At 61.2% G+C, this 17225-nt stretch carries 16 protein-coding genes; 9 read left to right on the plus strand and 7 right to left on the minus strand.

What is annotated here, in order from left to right; all coding sequences use genetic code 11:
• Positions 1-71: 71 nt before the first annotated feature.
• Entirely contained in the window at positions 72-1439 is a 1368-nt protein-coding gene (locus tag ACGSLL_RS04135; RefSeq protein ID WP_394503448.1) for an NAD(P)-dependent oxidoreductase, read from the plus strand.
• The gene (gene preA / locus ACGSLL_RS04140; RefSeq protein ID WP_394503450.1) at positions 1440-2714 is read left to right on the plus strand and encodes an NAD-dependent dihydropyrimidine dehydrogenase subunit PreA; all 1275 of its coding nucleotides are present in this window, start codon (positions 1440-1442) and stop codon (positions 2712-2714) included. It begins immediately after the preceding gene.
• Between the two features lie 151 nt (positions 2715-2865).
• Here the strand turns inward: preA and ACGSLL_RS04145 are convergent, their stop codons facing one another.
• The 3 genes from ACGSLL_RS04145 to ACGSLL_RS04155 all read right to left on the minus strand — a co-directional run bounded on the left by ACGSLL_RS04145 (position 2866) and on the right by ACGSLL_RS04155 (position 6357).
• Positions 2866-3486, minus strand: coding sequence for a TetR/AcrR family transcriptional regulator (locus ACGSLL_RS04145; RefSeq protein ID WP_090282838.1), 621 nt, complete (start codon positions 3484-3486; stop codon positions 2866-2868).
• Between the two features lie 76 nt (positions 3487-3562).
• Positions 3563-4705, minus strand: coding sequence for an HlyD family secretion protein (locus tag ACGSLL_RS04150; protein ID WP_394503453.1), 1143 nt, complete (start codon positions 4703-4705; stop codon positions 3563-3565).
• A complete protein-coding gene (locus tag ACGSLL_RS04155) occupies positions 4702-6357 on the minus strand; it encodes an MFS transporter (RefSeq protein ID WP_394503455.1) in 1656 nt (551 codons plus the stop codon). The genes ACGSLL_RS04150 and ACGSLL_RS04155 overlap by 4 nt, the downstream gene beginning before the upstream one ends.
• A 294-nt stretch (positions 6358-6651) precedes the next feature.
• On the opposite strand from ACGSLL_RS04155, the gene ACGSLL_RS04160 reads away from it, so the two are divergent.
• The 6 genes from ACGSLL_RS04160 (at position 6652) to ACGSLL_RS04185 (ending at position 12896) form a co-directional block, all read left to right on the plus strand.
• On the plus strand, positions 6652-7947 hold the full coding sequence (locus ACGSLL_RS04160; protein WP_394503457.1) for an OprD family porin: 1296 nt from the start codon (positions 6652-6654) through the stop codon (positions 7945-7947).
• Between the two features lie 281 nt (positions 7948-8228).
• On the plus strand, positions 8229-9053 hold the full coding sequence (locus ACGSLL_RS04165; RefSeq protein ID WP_394503459.1) for an NAD-dependent epimerase/dehydratase family protein: 825 nt from the start codon (positions 8229-8231) through the stop codon (positions 9051-9053).
• A 30-nt stretch (positions 9054-9083) separates the two neighbouring features.
• The gene (locus tag ACGSLL_RS04170) at positions 9084-9977 is read left to right on the plus strand and encodes an SMP-30/gluconolactonase/LRE family protein (RefSeq protein WP_394503461.1); all 894 of its coding nucleotides are present in this window, start codon (positions 9084-9086) and stop codon (positions 9975-9977) included.
• 60 nt (positions 9978-10037) lie between these two features.
• Entirely contained in the window at positions 10038-11012 is a 975-nt protein-coding gene (locus tag ACGSLL_RS04175) for a TRAP transporter substrate-binding protein (protein WP_394503463.1), read from the plus strand.
• Between the two features lie 76 nt (positions 11013-11088).
• Entirely contained in the window at positions 11089-11616 is a 528-nt protein-coding gene (locus ACGSLL_RS04180; RefSeq protein ID WP_093102445.1) for a TRAP transporter small permease, read from the plus strand.
• On the plus strand, positions 11616-12896 hold the full coding sequence (locus ACGSLL_RS04185; protein ID WP_394503466.1) for a TRAP transporter large permease: 1281 nt from the start codon (positions 11616-11618) through the stop codon (positions 12894-12896). Before ACGSLL_RS04180 ends, ACGSLL_RS04185 begins: the two co-directional genes overlap by 1 nt.
• Positions 12897-12941: 45 nt before the next feature.
• On the opposite strand, the gene ACGSLL_RS04190 is transcribed toward ACGSLL_RS04185, so the two are convergent.
• The 3 genes from ACGSLL_RS04190 to ACGSLL_RS04200 form a co-directional block, all read right to left on the minus strand.
• The gene (locus tag ACGSLL_RS04190) at positions 12942-13742 is read right to left on the minus strand and encodes a sulfite exporter TauE/SafE family protein (RefSeq protein ID WP_394503468.1); all 801 of its coding nucleotides are present in this window, start codon (positions 13740-13742) and stop codon (positions 12942-12944) included.
• A gap of 9 nt (positions 13743-13751) precedes the next feature.
• Positions 13752-14996 carry an NAD(P)/FAD-dependent oxidoreductase gene (locus ACGSLL_RS04195; protein WP_394503470.1) on the minus strand — a complete coding sequence of 415 codons (1245 nt, stop codon included), beginning with the start codon at positions 14994-14996 and terminating at the stop codon, positions 13752-13754.
• A gap of 168 nt (positions 14997-15164) precedes the next feature.
• Complete coding sequence (locus ACGSLL_RS04200) at positions 15165-15506, minus strand: ArsR/SmtB family transcription factor (RefSeq protein WP_093102455.1); 342 nt, start codon at positions 15504-15506, stop codon at positions 15165-15167.
• 91 nt (positions 15507-15597) lie between these two features.
• Between ACGSLL_RS04200 and ACGSLL_RS04205 the strand changes: the two genes are divergently transcribed.
• Positions 15598-16461, plus strand: a complete 864-nt coding sequence (locus tag ACGSLL_RS04205; protein ID WP_394503473.1) for an MBL fold metallo-hydrolase — start codon at positions 15598-15600, stop codon at positions 16459-16461.
• A gap of 196 nt (positions 16462-16657) precedes the next feature.
• Here the strand turns inward: ACGSLL_RS04205 and bkdR are convergent, their stop codons facing one another.
• The gene (gene bkdR, locus ACGSLL_RS04210; protein WP_025111414.1) at positions 16658-17146 is read right to left on the minus strand and encodes a Bkd operon transcriptional regulator BkdR; all 489 of its coding nucleotides are present in this window, start codon (positions 17144-17146) and stop codon (positions 16658-16660) included.
• Between the last annotated feature and the right edge of the window lie 79 nt (positions 17147-17225).

Here is a 17225-nt window from a genome sequence, read left to right on the forward strand (position 1 = left end):
GGAGCGTGGGAACGATCAACCACTGCCCGACAGAGGCAGAAAAACCTCAAATAACCGTGAGGCACACCACCGTGATCGACTCCCTGAACCACCTCCCCCACCCGCACGAAAGCGCGGCTGCCCTCGCCGGGCATTTCACCGATCTGGCGCCGCCGCTCAACGCCCGGCAGGCGCACCTGGAAGCTTCGCGCTGCCTGTATTGCTACGACGCGCCGTGCGTCAATGCGTGCCCGAGCGAGATCGATATTCCCTCGTTCATCCGCAATATCCATCAGGACAACGTGCCCGGCGCGGCGCAGAAAATCCTCTCGGCGAACATTCTTGGCGGCAGTTGTGCGCGGGTCTGTCCGACCGAGATCCTTTGCCAGCAAGCCTGCGTGCGCAACAACGCTCAGGAATGCGCACCCGTGCTGATCGGCCTGCTGCAACGCTACGCCGTCGACAACGCACACTTCACCGAGCACCCGTTCCAGCGCGCGGCCAGCAGCGGCAAGCGCATCGCCGTGGTCGGTGCCGGGCCGGCCGGTCTGTCGTGTGCGCATCGCAGCGCGATGCACGGCCATGACGTGGTGATTTTCGAAGCGCGAGACAAGGCTGGCGGCCTCAACGAATACGGCATCGCCAAGTACAAACTGGTCGACGATTACGCGCAGAAGGAGCTGGATTTTCTCCTGCAGATCGGCGGCATCGAAATCCGCCACGGGCAGAAACTCGGCGACAACCTGACCCTCAGCGAACTGCATCAACAGTTCGACGCGGTGTTCCTCGGCCTCGGCCTCAACGCCAGCAAGCAGCTCGGCCTGGCCCACGAAGACGCGCCCGGTCTGCTCGCCGCCACCGACTACATTCGCGAACTGCGCCAGGCCGATGACCTCACGCAACTGCCGCTGGCCGAGCGCTGCATCGTCCTCGGCGCCGGCAACACGGCAATCGACATGGCCGTGCAAATGGCCCGCCTCGGCGCGCGGGATGTGAATCTGGTGTATCGCCGCGGCGCCGCTGACATGGGCGCGACCCTGCACGAACAGGATATCGCCAAGGCCAATCAGGTGCGTTTGCTGACCTGGGCGCAACCAGAAGAAGTGCTGCTCGACGCTCAGGGCCATGTGCGCGGCATGCGTTTCGCCCGCACCGATCTGGTCGACGGTCGCCTGCAAACCACCGGCGAAACCTTTGAATTGGCCGCTGACGCGATCTTCAAAGCCATCGGCCAGAGCTTCGACGGCGGCGCCCTCGCCGACCCGCTGGCGCGTGAACTCAAGCGTCAGGGCGAGCGCATTCAAGTGGATGAAAACCTGCGCACCAGCATCCCCGGTGTGTACGCCGGCGGTGACTGCACCAGCCTCGATCAGGACCTTACCGTGCAAGCCGTGCAGCACGGCAAACTCGCCGCCGAGGCGATCAACGCGCAATTGATGCTCAACGTGGAGGCTGCGTAAATGGCCGATCTCTCGATAGTCTTCGCCGGCATCAAAGCCCCGAATCCGTTCTGGCTGGCCTCCGCGCCGCCCACCGACAAGGCCTACAACGTGGTCCGCGCCTTCGAGGCCGGTTGGGGTGGCGTGGTCTGGAAAACCCTCGGCGAAGACCCGGCGGCGGTGAACGTTTCCTCACGTTATTCGGCGCACTACGGCAATAACCGGGAAGTGCTGGGCATCAACAACATCGAGCTGATCACCGACCGCTCGCTGGAAATCAACCTGCGCGAAATCACCCAGGTGAAAAAGGCTTGGCCGGACCGTGCGCTGATCGTCTCGCTGATGGTGCCGTGCGTGGAAGAATCGTGGAAACACATCCTGCCGCTGGTCGAGGCAACCGGCGCTGACGGCATTGAGCTGAACTTCGGCTGCCCCCACGGCATGCCCGAGCGCGGCATGGGCGCGGCGGTCGGGCAGGTGCCGGAGTACGTCGAGCAGGTGACGCGCTGGTGCAAAACCTATTGCTCGCTGCCGGTAATCGTCAAACTGACGCCGAACATCACCGACATCCGCGTCGCCGCCCGCGCCGCACATCGCGGCGGCGCCGATGCGGTGTCGCTGATCAATACGATCAACTCGATCACCAGCGTCGACCTCGAACACATGGTCGCCCTGCCGACGGTCGGCAGCAAAAGCACCCACGGCGGCTATTGCGGCTCGGCGGTCAAACCGATCGCACTGAACATGGTCGCCGAAATCGCCCGCGATCCACAGACCCAGGGCTTGCCGATCTGCGGGATCGGCGGCATCGGCAGCTGGCGCGATGCGGCGGAATTCATGGCGCTGGGCAGTGGCGCGGTGCAGGTGTGTACCGCGGCGATGCTCCATGGTTTCCGCATTGTCGAAGAGATGAAGGACGGCCTGTCGCGCTGGATGGACAGTCAGGGTTACGCCAACATCAGTGAGTTTTCCGGGCGCGCGGTGGGCAATACCACCGACTGGAAATACCTCGATATCAACTACCAGGTGATTGCGAAGATTGATCAGGAGGCGTGCATTGGTTGCGGGCGGTGTCACATCGCTTGCGAAGACACCTCGCACCAGGCGATCGGCAGTTTGAAACAGGCGGACGGCACGCATAAATACGAGGTGATCGACGACGAATGTGTGGGCTGCAATTTGTGCCAGATCACCTGCCCGGTGGCGGACTGCATCGAGATGGTGCCGATGGAAACGGGCAAGCCGTTTCTCGACTGGAATCATGATCCGCGCAATCCGTATCACGTAAGTGCCTGAACCACCGCCACTGATCGTTCCCACGCTCTGCGTGGGAATGCCTCTTGGGACGCTCCGCGTTCCAATGGGACGCAGAGCGTCCCGGGCTGCATTCCCACGCAGAGCGTGGGAACGATCATGTAGGAGCTGCCGCAGGCTGCGATCTTTTGACTTAGGGCTCCAACCCGATCCCGCGCAAGATCACACTCGTCACCGTCTGCACCGCCCGCTCGAACTGCATGTCCGACAGCGGCTGGTGCTCGTTCAGGATATTCACTTGATGATCGAAGTCGGCATAGTGCTGGGTCGAGGCCCAGATCATGTACAGCAGGCTCGACGGCTCCACCGGCAGAATCCGCTTGTCCTCGACCCACTGGCGAATCTTGGCTTCCTTCATTTTCGCCCAGTCATACAGGCTCGCATCCAGCGCCTCGCCGAGGGTCGGCGCGCCATGAATGATTTCGTTGGCCCAGACTTTCGAGCCGTACGGGCGGCTGCGCGAGTGGTTCATCTTGGCGCGGATGTAGCTGCTGAGCACAACGCGCGGATCATCGAACATCTCAAAGCACAGCGCGTCCTGCTTCCACACTTCGAGCAGGTCGAACAGCACCGCGCTGTAAAGCTCGCTCTTGGTTGAAAAGTAGTAATGCAGGTTGGAACGCGGCAGTTGCACCTCGGCGGCGATGTCGGCCATGGCGGTGCTGCCGAAGCCTTTTTCGGCGAAGACTTTTTCCGCCGCCAGCAGAATTTTTTCGACGTTGCTACGGCGAATTTCGATCTTGTGATTGCCCATGTGGGCTCCCTGACGACAGCGTTGACCAAGACTAGCATTCGCTTGCAACGGATGGAAAACCCAGGCTCCCACAGGCTCAATGTGGTTGTGTGTCGCCCGCCGCGGTATCGATGCTGACCACCACCGACATCCCCGGCCGCAACCGCTCCTCTTCCTGCTGATCCGGATCGATGGTGATCCGCACCGGCACGCGCTGGGCGATCTTGACGAAGTTGCCGGTGGCGTTGTCGGCCTGCAGCAAGGCGAACTCCGAACCGGTACCCGGCGAAATATGCTGCACGTGCCCGGTGAATTTGCGGTGGTTCAACGCATCAACGGTGAAGCGCACCGGTTGCCCGACGCGCACGTTGTCCATCTGGGTTTCCTTCATGTTGGCGATCACCCATTTCTGATCCGGCACCAGCGCCATCAACTGTGCCCCGGAGTTGACGTAGGCACCGAGGCGCACGCCGATCTGCCCGAGCTGACCGTCGCGCGGGGCGACGATGCGCGTGTTCGACAGGTCGATCCGCGCCAGTTGCACCGCCGCTTCCGCGCTGGCCACGGCGGCTTCCAGCGAGCCACGATTGACGATCACCGTTTGCAGGTCCTGGCGGGCGATTTCCAGATTCGCTTTGGCTTGCGCCACGGACGCGGTGCTTTGCGCATTGGCGGCAAGGGTCACGTCGAATTCGCGCTTGGACACCGAGCCGTCGCTGACCAGATCCTTGTTGCGACGCAGATCCGCCTCGCTCTTGCGCAGTTGCGCTTCACTGTCGGCGAGCACCGCCTGGCGCAGCTTGATTGTCGCCTCGGCGCTGTTGCGTTGCTGTACCACGTTGGCCAGTGCCGCGCGCTGCACCGCCAGTTGCGCCAGCGCTTGATCGAGGCGCTGCTGGTAGATCCGGTCATCCAGACGCACCAGCAGGTCGCCGGCCTTCACGTATTGAAAATCCTGCACCGGCACTTCGAACACATAGCCGCTGAGCTGTGGCCCGATGATCGTCACCTGCCCGCGAATCAAGGCGTTCTCGGTGGTTTCGACGGCGCTGCTGAACGGCGGCAATTGCCAGGCGTACAACACGATCAGCACGCCGACGATGGCAATCGCGGCAAAGCCCAGTGACGAAATGATGCGTACGCGCAACGAGCGTGGCGCGGTGTTTGGCGATGACGGCGGCGTCTGCCCTTCAGGCGTGGCGGCGATGGCATTGGTGGTTGTGGTGGTGGGTTCGGTCATGAAGAAGTGGCACCGCTTGATGGTACGGAAGGCGTCGGCTCGATGGCTTTGGTGGTGCTCATCAGCCACAACGCGCGAATCGAAAGCCAGATCATGGTCAATACCGCAATGACCGCGATCAGCATGAAGACATCGTTATAGGCCAGCACGTTCGCTTCGCGAGTCGCCGCATTGGCGAGGCTGCGGATGCCGACCAGGTTGCGCAGACCGGGGTCGGCGAAAAACCCGCCGTAGGCCGCACCGCCACTTTGCACGCGCGCCGCCACCAGCGGATCGGACATCACCAGTTGCTCGACGATGTGGCTGGAATGGTATTTCTCGCGCACGATCTGAAAGGTCCCGAGCAACGCAGCGCCGAGCAGCCCGCCGAGGTTGTTGCAGATCCCGAACAGCACGGAAAAACTCACCAGATTGCGCGGATTGGTCAGCACGTTGCGCGTACCGAAGACCATGGTCGGGCCGAGAAAAAACGTACTGCCGAATGCCAGCAGGAACTGACTGAAATACATGTTTTGCGGGCGCGTGATGTTGCTGGAAAAACTGTCCATCACCGACCCCGTGGCCATCAGCGCCAGGGAGATGATCAGCGGCATCAGCAAGTGTTTCGGGTCGATGGTCAATGCGCTGGTCGCCAGCCCGGCGATGCTGCCGATCAACATCACCACGTACAGACTATGCAGTTGCTCATAGCCCATGTTGAGGTTCTGCATGAACCCGACTGCGCCGGTGGATTGTTCTGAGGTGACCATGCGAATCAGGGTCACCGCCAGCGCCAGGCGGATCATCGTTCCGCTGCCCAGCCAGCGCGTCATCAGCAGCGGGTTGCTGCGGTTGTGCTCGATGGCCAGGCCCATGATGATCAGCGCGATCGACGCCGCCAGTGCGACGCCGATCCAGTCGGCTTCCAGCCACCAGTCGATGCGCCCCAGTGACAGCACCGCACAAAGCAAACCGACGCCGGTGGCGAGAATGGCGAAGGTCAGGAAGTCGAGTTTCTCAAAAGTCTTGAAGCGGTCACCCGGCGGCAACTTGAGCAGCAATACGCAGCCCAGCGACAGCAGCGCCATGCCCAGTTCGAACAGGTACAAGCCGCGCCATTCGGCAATCTGCAACAGGTCTTCGGAGAACAGCCGCGCCAGTGGCAGCGCCAGTTGCGAGGTGCCGAGGCCAAGCACCAGTGCCTTCAGCCGCCACTTCGCCGGGAACGCCTGAACCATGTAATACAGGCCCAGCGAACTCAGCGCCGCGCCGACCATGCCGTGCGCCGCTCGCACGGCGATGGCCGAATTCAGATCGTTGACGAACAGATGCCCAAAGGTCACCAGTGCATACAGCACCAGAAACACCTCGGTGAACGCACGCAAGCCGAACTGCTGACGAAACTTCACCAGCAGCAGGTTCATCGACACGTTGGTCATCACGAAGGCCGCCGGCAACCAGGCCATTTCCGCCGTGGTCGCCCCCAGCGAGCCTTGCAGATAAATCAGGTTGGCAACCACCAGCGAATTGCCCAAACCGCCGGTCACCGCCACCAGTACACCGACGAGCGCATAGGCCAGGCGCTTGCGATTGGAGTGTAACGGTGTCGAGGGCGAACCAGGCAGACTGGGCTTCTCGTGTGGCTGCCATTGGCGCGGGGCGTATTTATCCATCGAAAGGCCTTGTGCGGAGGATGGGGGAAGTTTGCCGCAATTCGCTCGGCAAAACACTTTTCCCCCTATGGGAGCGAGCCTGCTCGCGAAAGCGGTGTATCAGTCGACAACCATGTCGAACGTAAGTGTGCATTCGCGAGCAGGCTCGCTCCCACAAGGTTCTGCGTCGGGATGGGGAGTCATCGTATAACTTGCTGTTGACAATCCCCGAAAATATGGGAAATATCCGCATCGATGTTGTACGACGACGTATGACAAATAATAAAAACAACAAGCGAATCTGGGAGCGTCACAGTGAGCACACTCGCCCGCAATTCCGTCCGCCCTTCACCTGTTTCCAATTTCAAACCGCGTTCGACCCTGAGCCTGATTGGCTGCAGCAGTCTGGTCCTCGCCCTGCCGATGAGCGCCCAGGCCGAAGGTTTCCTCGAGGACAGCAAAGCCACGCTGAACCTGCGCAACGCCTACTTCAACCGCAACTTCGTCAACCCGGCCAACCCGCAGGGCAAGGCTGAAGAGTGGACGCAGAGCTTCATCCTCGATGCCAAATCCGGTTTCACCCAGGGCACCGTCGGCTTCGGCCTCGATGTGCTCGGGTTGTACTCGCAAAAGCTCGATGGCGGCAAAGGCACCGGCGGCACGCAACTGCTGCCGATCCACGATGACGGGCGCCCGGCGGACAACTTCGGTCGCCTCGGTGTCGCGCTCAAGGCCAAGGTGTCGAAGACCGAATTGAAAGTCGGTGAGTGGATGCCAGTGTTGCCGATCCTGCGCTCCGACGACGGTCGTTCGCTGCCGCAAACCTTCCGCGGTGGCCAGATTACGTCCACCGAGATCAACGGCCTGACCGTTTACGGCGGCCAGTTCCGTGGCAACAGCCCGCGCAACGATGCGAGCATGGAAGACATGTCGATGAACGGCCGCGGCGCGTTCACTTCCGATCGCTTTAACTTCGGCGGCGGCGAATACACCTTCAATGAAAAGCGCACCATGGTCGGCGTGTGGTATGCCGAGCTGACTGACATCTACCAGCAGCAGTATTTCAACCTCAGCCACAGCCAGCCGCTCGGCGACTGGACCCTGGGCGCCAACCTCGGTTTCTTCACCGGCAAGGAAGACGGCAGCGCTCAGGCCGGCGACCTCGACAACAAGACCGCGTTTGCCATGCTCTCGGCCAAATACGGCGGCAACACCTTCTACGTCGGCCTGCAGAAACTCACCGGTGACGATGCCTGGATGCGGGTCAACGGCACCAGCGGCGGGACCCTGGCCAACGACAGTTACAACGCCAGTTATGACAACGCCAAGGAACGCTCCTGGCAGTTGCGCCACGACTACAACTTCGTCGCCCTCGGCATTCCCGGCCTGACCCTGATGAACCGCTACATCAGCGGTGACAACGTGCACACCGCCAGCACCAACGACGGCAAGGAATGGGGCCGCGAATCGGAACTGGCCTACACCGTGCAGAGCGGCCCGCTGAAAAGCCTCAACGTGAAATGGCGCAACGCGACCATCCGCCGCGACTTCAGCACCAACGAGTTCGACGAGAACCGGATCTTCATCAGCTATCCGATTTCGTTGTTGTAACGGTTGGCGCGTTCACGCACCTCCTCTGTGGGAGCGAGCCTGCTCGCGAAAGCGCCAGATCAGTCGACTTGATGTGACTGACACACCGCCTTCGCGAGCAGGCTCGCTCCCACAAGGGGATTGCATTGCAAGGCGAGTATCAGGGGTTGAGGAAATGATTCGGCCCTTCCGTCATCTACACCAAAAGTCGCGTTGACAAGTTCCCGGAACCCTACCGATACTTCAGCGCAGTCATACGACAACCTACAACAAACCTAATAACAATGTGTTCAGGGATTGCCATGACGTCTACCTCTACTCCGCGCGCTCCATTCAATCGCCTGCTGCTGACCGGCGCTGCCGGTGGCCTGGGCAAAGTCCTGCGCGAACGCCTGCGTCCTTACGCCAATGTGCTGCGTTTGTCCGACATCGCCGCCCTCGCCCCGGCCGTCGATGATCACGAAGAAGTCGTGCTCTGCGATCTGGCCGACAAACAGGCCGTGCATCAACTGGTCGATGGGGTCGACGCGATCCTGCATTTCGGCGGTGTCTCGGTCGAGCGCCCGTTCGAAGAAATCCTCGGCGCCAACATCAGCGGCGTGTTTCACATCTACGAAGCGGCACGCAAGCATGGTGTGAAGCGGGTGATTTTTGCCAGCTCCAACCACGTCATCGGCTTCTACAAGCAAGACGAAAAACTCGACGCCAGCTCCCCGCGCCGCCCTGACGGCTACTACGGTCTGTCCAAGTCCTACGGCGAAGACATGGCCAGTTTCTACTTCGATCGTTACGGCATCGAAACCGTCAGCATCCGCATCGGCTCTTCGTTCCCGGAACCGCAGAACCGCCGGATGATGCACACCTGGCTGAGCTTCGACGACCTCACGCAACTGATCGAACGTTCGCTGTACACACCGAACGTCGGTCACACCGTGGTCTATGGCATGTCCGACAACAAAGACGTGTGGTGGGACAACCGCTACGCCAGCCACCTCGGTTATAAAGCCAAGGACAGCTCGGAAGTGTTCCGCGACAAGGTCGAAGCACAACCGATGCCGGCGGCTGACGACCCGGCGCGAATCTACCAGGGTGGCGCCTTTGTGGCGGCCGGCCCGTTCGGCGACTGATCCCTGCGACCACGACACGAGGTAATCAGTATGCAAGCCGAATTGATCGTCGACGCACGCAACGCTGTGGGCGAAAGCCCGGTCTGGGTCGCCGAGGAAAACGCCCTGTACTGGGTCGACATTCCCAACGGCGGGCTGCAACGCTGGAGCGCCGACAGCGGTCACGTGGCGTCGTGGAAAGCGCCAGAAATGCTCGCCTGCATCAGCCGCCACCGCAGTGGCGGCTGGGTTGCCGGCATGGAAAGCGGTTTCTTTCGCCTGCACCCGCACAGCGACGGCAGCCTCGACAGCGAATTGCTCGCCAGCGTCGAACACAGCCGCGCCGACATGCGCCTCAACGATGGTCGCTGCGACCGTCAAGGGCGTTTCTGGGCCGGCAGCATGGTGCTGAACATGGGCCTGAATGCGCCTGAAGGTCGGCTCTATCGTTACGGCGCCGGGCAGTCTGGCGTGATCGAAGCGCAACTCGACGGCTTCATCGTGCCCAACGGCCTCGGCTTCAGCCCGGACGGCAAGATCATGTACCTGTCGGATTCGCACCCCGACGTGCAACTGATCTGGGCGTTCGACTACGACACCGAGACCGGCACACCGTCGAACCGCCGGGTGTTTGTCGACATGAACCACTTCCCCGGCCGTCCCGATGGCGCCGCCGTGGATGGCGAAGGTTGCTACTGGATCTGCGCCAACGATGCCGGCCTGATTCACCGTTTCGCCCCGGACGGTCGTCTGGATTTCTCACTGGAAGTGCCGGTGAAGAAACCGACCATGTGTGCCTTCGGCGGCAGCGACATGAGCACCCTGTTTGTCGCCTCGATTCGCCCCGGCGACGACCACGACTCGCAATCCCTGGCCGGTGGCGTGTTCGCCCTGAAACCCGGCGTCAAAGGACTCGCCGAACCACAGTTCAACGATTTGCTTTAAACCCTCTGCTGCACCGCTGCGCCTTGAACACAAAAATAACAAGACTGGAGACTCACCCCCATGAACTTCAAACGCACCTTGCTCGCCGCTGCACTCCCGCTGATCTTCACCTTTGCCGGTGCCGCCCAGGCGGAGATGAAACTGAAATTCGCCGACATTCACCCCGCCGGTTACCCAACCGTGGTGGCTGAAAAATCCATGGGCGATACCCTGACCAAGGAAACCAACGGCGAGCTGACTTTCCAATATTTCCCGGGCGGTGTGCTGGGTTCGGAAAAGGAAGTCATCGAGCAGATGCAGGTCGGCGCGGTCCAGCTGTCGCGCGTCAGCCTGGGGATCGTCGGCCCGGTGGTGCCGGACGTGAACGTGTTCAACATGCCGTTCATCTTCCGCGATCAACAGCATATGCGTAACGTCATCGATGGCCCGGTGGGCGACGAGATCCTCGACAAGATCACCAACTCTGAATTCGGCCTGGTGGCCCTGGCCTGGATGGACGGCGGCACGCGCAACATCTACACCAAAAAACCGGTGCGCAAGCTCGAAGACCTCAAGGGCATGAAAATCCGCGTGCAAGGCAACCCGATGTTCATCGACATGATGAACGCCATGGGCGGCAACGGCATCGCCATGGACACCGGCGAGATCTTCAGCGCCCTGCAGACCGGGGTGATCGACGGCGCGGAAAACAACCCGCCGACCCTGCTCGAACACAACCACTTCCAGAATGCCAAGTTCTACAGCCTGACCGGTCACCTGATCCTGCCAGAGCCGATCGTGATGTCGAAAATCACCTGGGAAAAACTCACCCCGGATCAGCAGACCCTGGTCAAGAAAGCTGCCAAGGCTGCCCAGGCTGAAGAACGCGTGCTGTGGGACAAGAAGTCCGCTGCCAGCGAAGAAAAACTCAAGGCCGCCGGCGTCGAGTTCATCACCGTCGACAAGAAACCCTTCTACGACGCCACCGCTCCGGTACGCGAGAAGTACGGCGCGAAATACGCTGACCTGATCAAGAAAATCGAAGCCGTTCAGTAACGCCCCCGCTCCGTACTCATGAAAAAAGGCCCGGCGCGCCTGCTGTTCGAGGCGCGCCCGGTTACGGTGGAACCCGATGAAGAATCTGCTGCTGCGTATCAACGACAAGATCTACATGACGTGCATCTGGGTCGCCGGCCTGTCTGTCCTGGCAATCTCCCTGATGATCCCCTGGGGCGTATTCGCCCGCTATGTACTCGGCACCGGCTCCAGCTGGCCGGAGCCCACGGCGATCCTGCTGATGATGGTGTTCACCTTTATCGGCGCCGCCGCCAGTTACCGCGCCGGTGCGCACATGGCCGTGGCCATGCTCACCGACCGCATGCCGCCGCAGCTGAAATCCGCCGCGGCGATTTTCTCCCAACTGCTGATGGCAGCGATCTGCATCTTCATGACCATTTGGGGCGCCAAGCTGTGCATGTCGACCTGGAACCAGTTCATGGCCGCCCTGCCCGACCTGCGGGTTGGCGTGACCTATCTGCCGATTCCGCTGGGTGGCTTGCTGACACTGATTTTCGTGCTGGAAAAACTCTTGCTCGGTGACCAGAGCAAACGTCGGGTCGTGCAGTTCGACCTGGTTGAAGAAAGTGAAGGTACCGCTTAATGGACGCTCTGATTCTGCTGGGCAGTTTTATCGTATTGATCCTGGTCGGCATGCCGGTCGCCTATGCGTTGGGCGCTGCGGCGCTGATCGGTGCGTGGTGGATCGACATTCCGTTCCAGGCGGTGATGATCCAGGTCGCCTCGGGGGTGAACAAGTTCTCCCTGCTGGCGATTCCGTTCTTCGTCCTCGCCGGTGCGATCATGGCCGAGGGCGGCATGTCGCGCCGCCTGGTGGCGTGTGCCGGGGTGCTGGTGGGTTTCGTGCGCGGTGGCCTGTCGCTGGTCAACATCGTCGCCTCGACCTTCTTCGGCGCGATCTCCGGCTCCTCCGTAGCGGATACCGCCTCGGTGGGTTCGGTGCTGATTCCGGAAATGGAACGCAAGGGCTATCCACGGGAATTCTCCACCGCCGTGACCGTCAGCGGTTCGGTGCAGGCCCTGCTGACCCCGCCAAGCCATAACTCGGTGCTCTACTCGCTGGCCGCCGGCGGTACGGTGTCGATTGCCTCGCTGTTCATGGCCGGCATCGTCCCGGGCCTGATGATGAGCGCCTGCCTGATGGTGCTGTGCCTGATCTTCGCGAAAAAGCGCAACTACCCCAAGGGTGAAGTGATCCCGATGCGCCAGGCGTTGAAAATCGTCGGCGAAGCGCTGTGGGGCATGATGGCCATGGTGATCATTCTCGGCGGTATCCTCTCGGGGATTTTCACCGCCACCGAATCGGCGGCCATCGCTGTGCTGTGGTCGTTCTTCGTGACCATGTTCATCTACCGCGACTACAAGTGGAGCGAACTGCCGAAACTGATGCACCGCACCGTGCGGACGATTTCCATCGTAATGATCCTGATCGGTTTCGCCGCCAGCTTCGGCTACGTCATGACCCTGATGCAGATTCCGGCGAAGATCACCACGCTGTTCCTGACCCTGTCGGACAACCGCTACGTGATCCTGATGTGCATCAACGTCATGCTGCTGTTGCTCGGCACGGTGATGGACATGGCGCCGCTGATCCTGATCCTCACGCCGATCCTGATGCCGGTGATTCTGGGTATCGGTGTCGACCCGGTGCAGTTCGGCATGATCATGCTGGTCAACCTGGGAATCGGATTGATAACGCCGCCCGTGGGAGCCGTGCTGTTCGTCGGCTCGGCGATCGGCAAAGTCAGCATCGAAAGTACCGTAAAAGCACTGCTGCCGTTCTACGCCGTGCTGTTCATGGTGCTGCTGCTGGTGACCTACGTGCCAGCCATCTCCCTGTGGCTGCCGCATCTGGTGTTGTAACTCGCTGAGTCATCGCAGCCCGGGCCGGGCTGCGATGGTTTCACCTCAGGCCCGCAGCAACATGTACCCCGCCACCACGACACATACACTGGCAAACCCGACCTGCAAGGCCCGCGCCGGCACCCGCGCACAAAGTTTGCGGCCGATGATCATGCCGACCACGCTGGCGATAATGAACGCCGCGCCCTGGCTGTCGATGCGCACCCCGGCATGAAACGCGCCGACCACACCGATCGCCGAAATCAGGCTGATCACCATCAACGACGTGGCGACAATGCCGCGCATCTGCACGTCGGTCAGTTGCTTGAACGCCGGCACAATCAGAAAACCGCCACCGACCCCGAGCAAGCCTGAGACCACGCCCGTGACTGCGCCCAACGCCGCCAGGGTCGCGGTGCATTTGGCGGTCCAGTCGAAGCGCCCAGTCTGCTCGTTGAGCATGCAGTTTTTCTGGCCCCAACTGGCGTGGCCGTGATCGCTCGGCCCCGCTTGTTGGCGCTCTTTTCTGAACATGCGCCAGGCGACCATGACCATCAGCAGGCTGAACAGGATCATCAGCACCTTTTCCGGCAACTGATGCGCGAAATAGATCCCCAGCGGCGAAAACACCGCGCCCAGTGCTGCGATCAGCATCGCCGCGCGATAGCGCACCAAGCCGTGGCGCAAGCCATCGATAGCGCCGACTGCCGCCGCGCTGCCCACCGCAAACAACGCCACCGGCGCCGCTTGCGTCATGCTCCAGCCGAGGCCGAGCACCAGCGCCGGCACCGCGAGAATCCCGCCACCCGCGCCGGTCAAACCCAGCACCAGGCCCATCACCACGCCAAACACACTTGCCAGCCACATAAGGTTTTCTCAGTCGACTCTGGACAGGCGGGTCAGCCATTCGCGGCCCTTGAGCATGCCGTTCCAGTAGAACCACGGCAGCAGCGTCGCCTTGAGCCACCACGCCGAGCGGCGCGCAACGGTCGGGTCCAGGGCAAAGGTCGGCAGCAATTTCCCGCCATAGCCGAACTCGGCCAGAATCACCTTGCCCTTCTCCACCGTCAGCGGGCAGGAACCATAGCCGTCGTACTTCAGCGGCAGCGCTTGCTGCTGGCGTGCGGCCAAGAGATTTTGCGCAACAACTACAACTTGCTTACGCACCGCCGCAGCGGTTTTCGCGTTGCTGGTGCCGCAGATATCACCCAAGGCAAACACCTCGGGAAAGCGCGGATGTTGCAGGCGGTGCGGGTCGACTTCGCACCAGCCGGCGGCGTCGGCCAGCGGACTGTGCGCGATGAAATCCGGCGAAACCTGCGGTGGCACGACATGCAGCAAGTCGAAGGTTTTCGCCACGCGGCTGACGTTGCCCTCGGCATCCTTGACCTCGAACCACGCGGTTTGCGCCGGGCCGTCAACTTTCACCAGATTGGAATTGAAGGCCAGTTGCGCGTTGTATTTTTCGATGTATTTCATCAACGGCGGCACAAAGGTCGCCACACCGAACAACGCCGCGCCCGCGAGGTTGAATTCCACCTCGATACTGTTCAGCACCGCGTTTTTGCGCCAGTGATCGCAGGACAGGTACAAGGCTTTTTGCGGTGCGCCGGCGCACTTGATCGGCATCGCCGGCTGGGTGAACAGCGCTCGGCCATCGCGCAGTTTCTGCACCTGATCCCAGGTGTATTGCGCGTGCTGATAGCTGTAATTGGAAGTCACCCCGTGCTGGCCGAGACTGTCCTGCAGGCCTTCGATTTTCTCCCAGGCCAGGCGCAGGCCCGGGCAGACGATCAGATTCTGATAGCTGACCGTGCGCTGATCGTTGAGGGTGAGTTGACGTTGGTCGGGGTCGATGGCGGTGACCGCCGCTTGCACCCACCGCGCTTGCCGGGGCATGACTTTGGACATTGGCCTGGCGCTGTCCTTGACATCGAAGGCGCCGCCGCCGACCAGTGTCCAGGCCGGCTGATAGTAATGGTGAGTGCTCGGTTCGATCACGGTGATGTTCAGCGCCGAATCACGCTTGAGCAGGCTGGCAACGACCGCAATACCGGCCGAACCGCCACCGATGACCACGATATCGGCACTGATGGATGGGCCCCAGTGTTGATCGTTCATTGCTTGTTCCTTTTGTTGCACGCAAGGATTTTTTTGGCTCACCACAACAACCAATGTGGGAGCGAGCCTGCTCGCGAAAGCGATAGGTCAGCCAACACATTCGTTGACTGACACACCGCTATCGCGAGCAGGCTCGCTCCCACAGGGGAATAGCGTGATGGCTGGCATTTATTGATGGCCCAAAGTTTTGAGCACCGCCCCGCAATAAAGCCCGGACAGGGTCTTCATCACCTGGATCACTTCGTGACTGGCGAGGCCGTAAAAGATGTACTTGCCTTCTCGGCGGGTGGCGACGAGCCCTTCGTCACGCAGGATGCCCAATTGCTGGGACAGCGTCGGCTGGCGTACGCCGGTCATGGTTTCGAGTTCGCCGACGTTGCGTTCGCCCTGGGTCAGTTGACAGAGGATCAGCAGGCGATCCTCATTGGCCAGAGCCTTGAGCAGCGCGCAGGCCTTGGAGGCCGAGGCGCGCAGTTGGGCGACTTCACATTCGGTCAGACTGGATTGCATTTGCACGAGGCCTTGAAGGTCACTTAAGCTGCGAACATTATGTTTTTAGATAAAGTGTTGCAACCCATTTTCCTCGTTCAGGTTGGTGTCCATGCCCGCGCAGATTGAAGCTTTCCTCGACCCCGCCTCTTCGACCTACAGCTATGTGGTCTACGAAGCGGATGGCGGCCAGTGCGCAATCGTCGACCCGGTGCTCGATTACGACGGCGCCGCCGGTCGCACCGGCACCGTGCAGGCGGACAGGATCATTGCGTTTGTCGAGGCGCATCAATTGCAAGTGCAATGGCTGCTGGAAACCCACGCCCACGCCGATCACCTCTCCGCTGCGCCGTATCTGCGGCAGAAGCTGGGTGGGAAAATCGCCATCGGTGCTTCGATCAGCCATGTGCAGAACGTGTTCAAGACGCTGTTCAATCTGGAGCCGGAATTCTCGGTCGACGGCTCGCAGTTCGACCATCTGTTCGCGCCGAACGAGTCATTCCACATCGGCAATCTCAAAGCCACCGCCCTGCATGTGCCCGGCCACACCCCGGCCGACATGGCCTATCTGATCGACGGCGAACAGATTCTGGTCGGCGACACGTTGTTCATGCCGGATGTCGGCACGGCGCGCTGCGACTTCCCCGGTGGCAACGCCCATCAGCTGTTCGCTTCGATTCAGAAACTGCTGGCCTTCCCCGCCAGCGTGAAGCTTTACGTCTGCCACGACTACCCGCCCGAAGGCCGCCAATCACATTGCCAGACCACGGTCGGCGAGCAGCGTAAAAGCAATATCCATGTGCATGACGGCATCGACGAAGCGACGTTTGTCGAAATGCGCACCCGACGCGATGCCGGCCTGGGTATGCCGACGCTGTTGTTGCCGGCCATTCAGGTGAACGTGCGGGCGGGGCATCTACCGGCGGCGGAAGACAATGGCGTGGTGTACCTGAAGATTCCGCTCAACAAACTCTGACCCCTGGTCAGGCCCCCAAAGCTGATCGTTCCCACGCTCTGCGTGGGAATGCCGCCAGGGACGCTCCGCGTTCCGCCTCAGGAAGTGACGCAGAGCGTCACGGGATGCATTCCCACGCGGAGCGTGGGCACGATCGGCCTCGGCAGGCCGGGTCGGGCTGGGTCGGGTCGGGTCGGGTCGGGTAGATCAGATCACGTTATGCGCCCAGGGTCAGGCCGTTGGCAGGCAACGGCAACGCCGTCTTATAGCGCACCTGCTTCAGGGCGAAACTCGAGCGGATGTTCGCCACCCCCGGCACCTTGGTCAGAAAATCCATCATGAAGCGCTCAAGCGATTGAATCGTCGGCACCAGCACCCGGATCAGATAGTCCGGGTCGCCGGCCATCAGGTAGCACTCCATCACTTCCGGACGATCCGAGATCGCCTCCTCGAAATGCTGCAGCGCCTCCTCAACCTGTTTTTCCAGGCTGACGTGGATAAACACGTTCACATGCAGCCCCAGCAGGTCGGCATCCAGTAGCGTCACCTGCTCGCGGATCAGCCCCAGTTCTTCCATGGCCTTGACCCGGTTGAAGCACGGCGTCGGCGATAGATTCACCGAACGGGCGAGGTCGGCGTTGGTGATGCGCGCGTTCTCCTGAAGGCTGTTGAGAATGCCGATGTCGGTACGGTCCAGTTTGCGCATGAGACAAAACCACCTGTTTTTTATGTTTATGCAGAATTTCTATCTGCAAATCACCTCCGGCGCAATGAAACACAGATAA

This window comes from Pseudomonas retamae, from assembly GCF_043496865.1.
GTDB classification, from domain to species: domain Bacteria; phylum Pseudomonadota; class Gammaproteobacteria; order Pseudomonadales; family Pseudomonadaceae; genus Aquipseudomonas; species Aquipseudomonas retamae.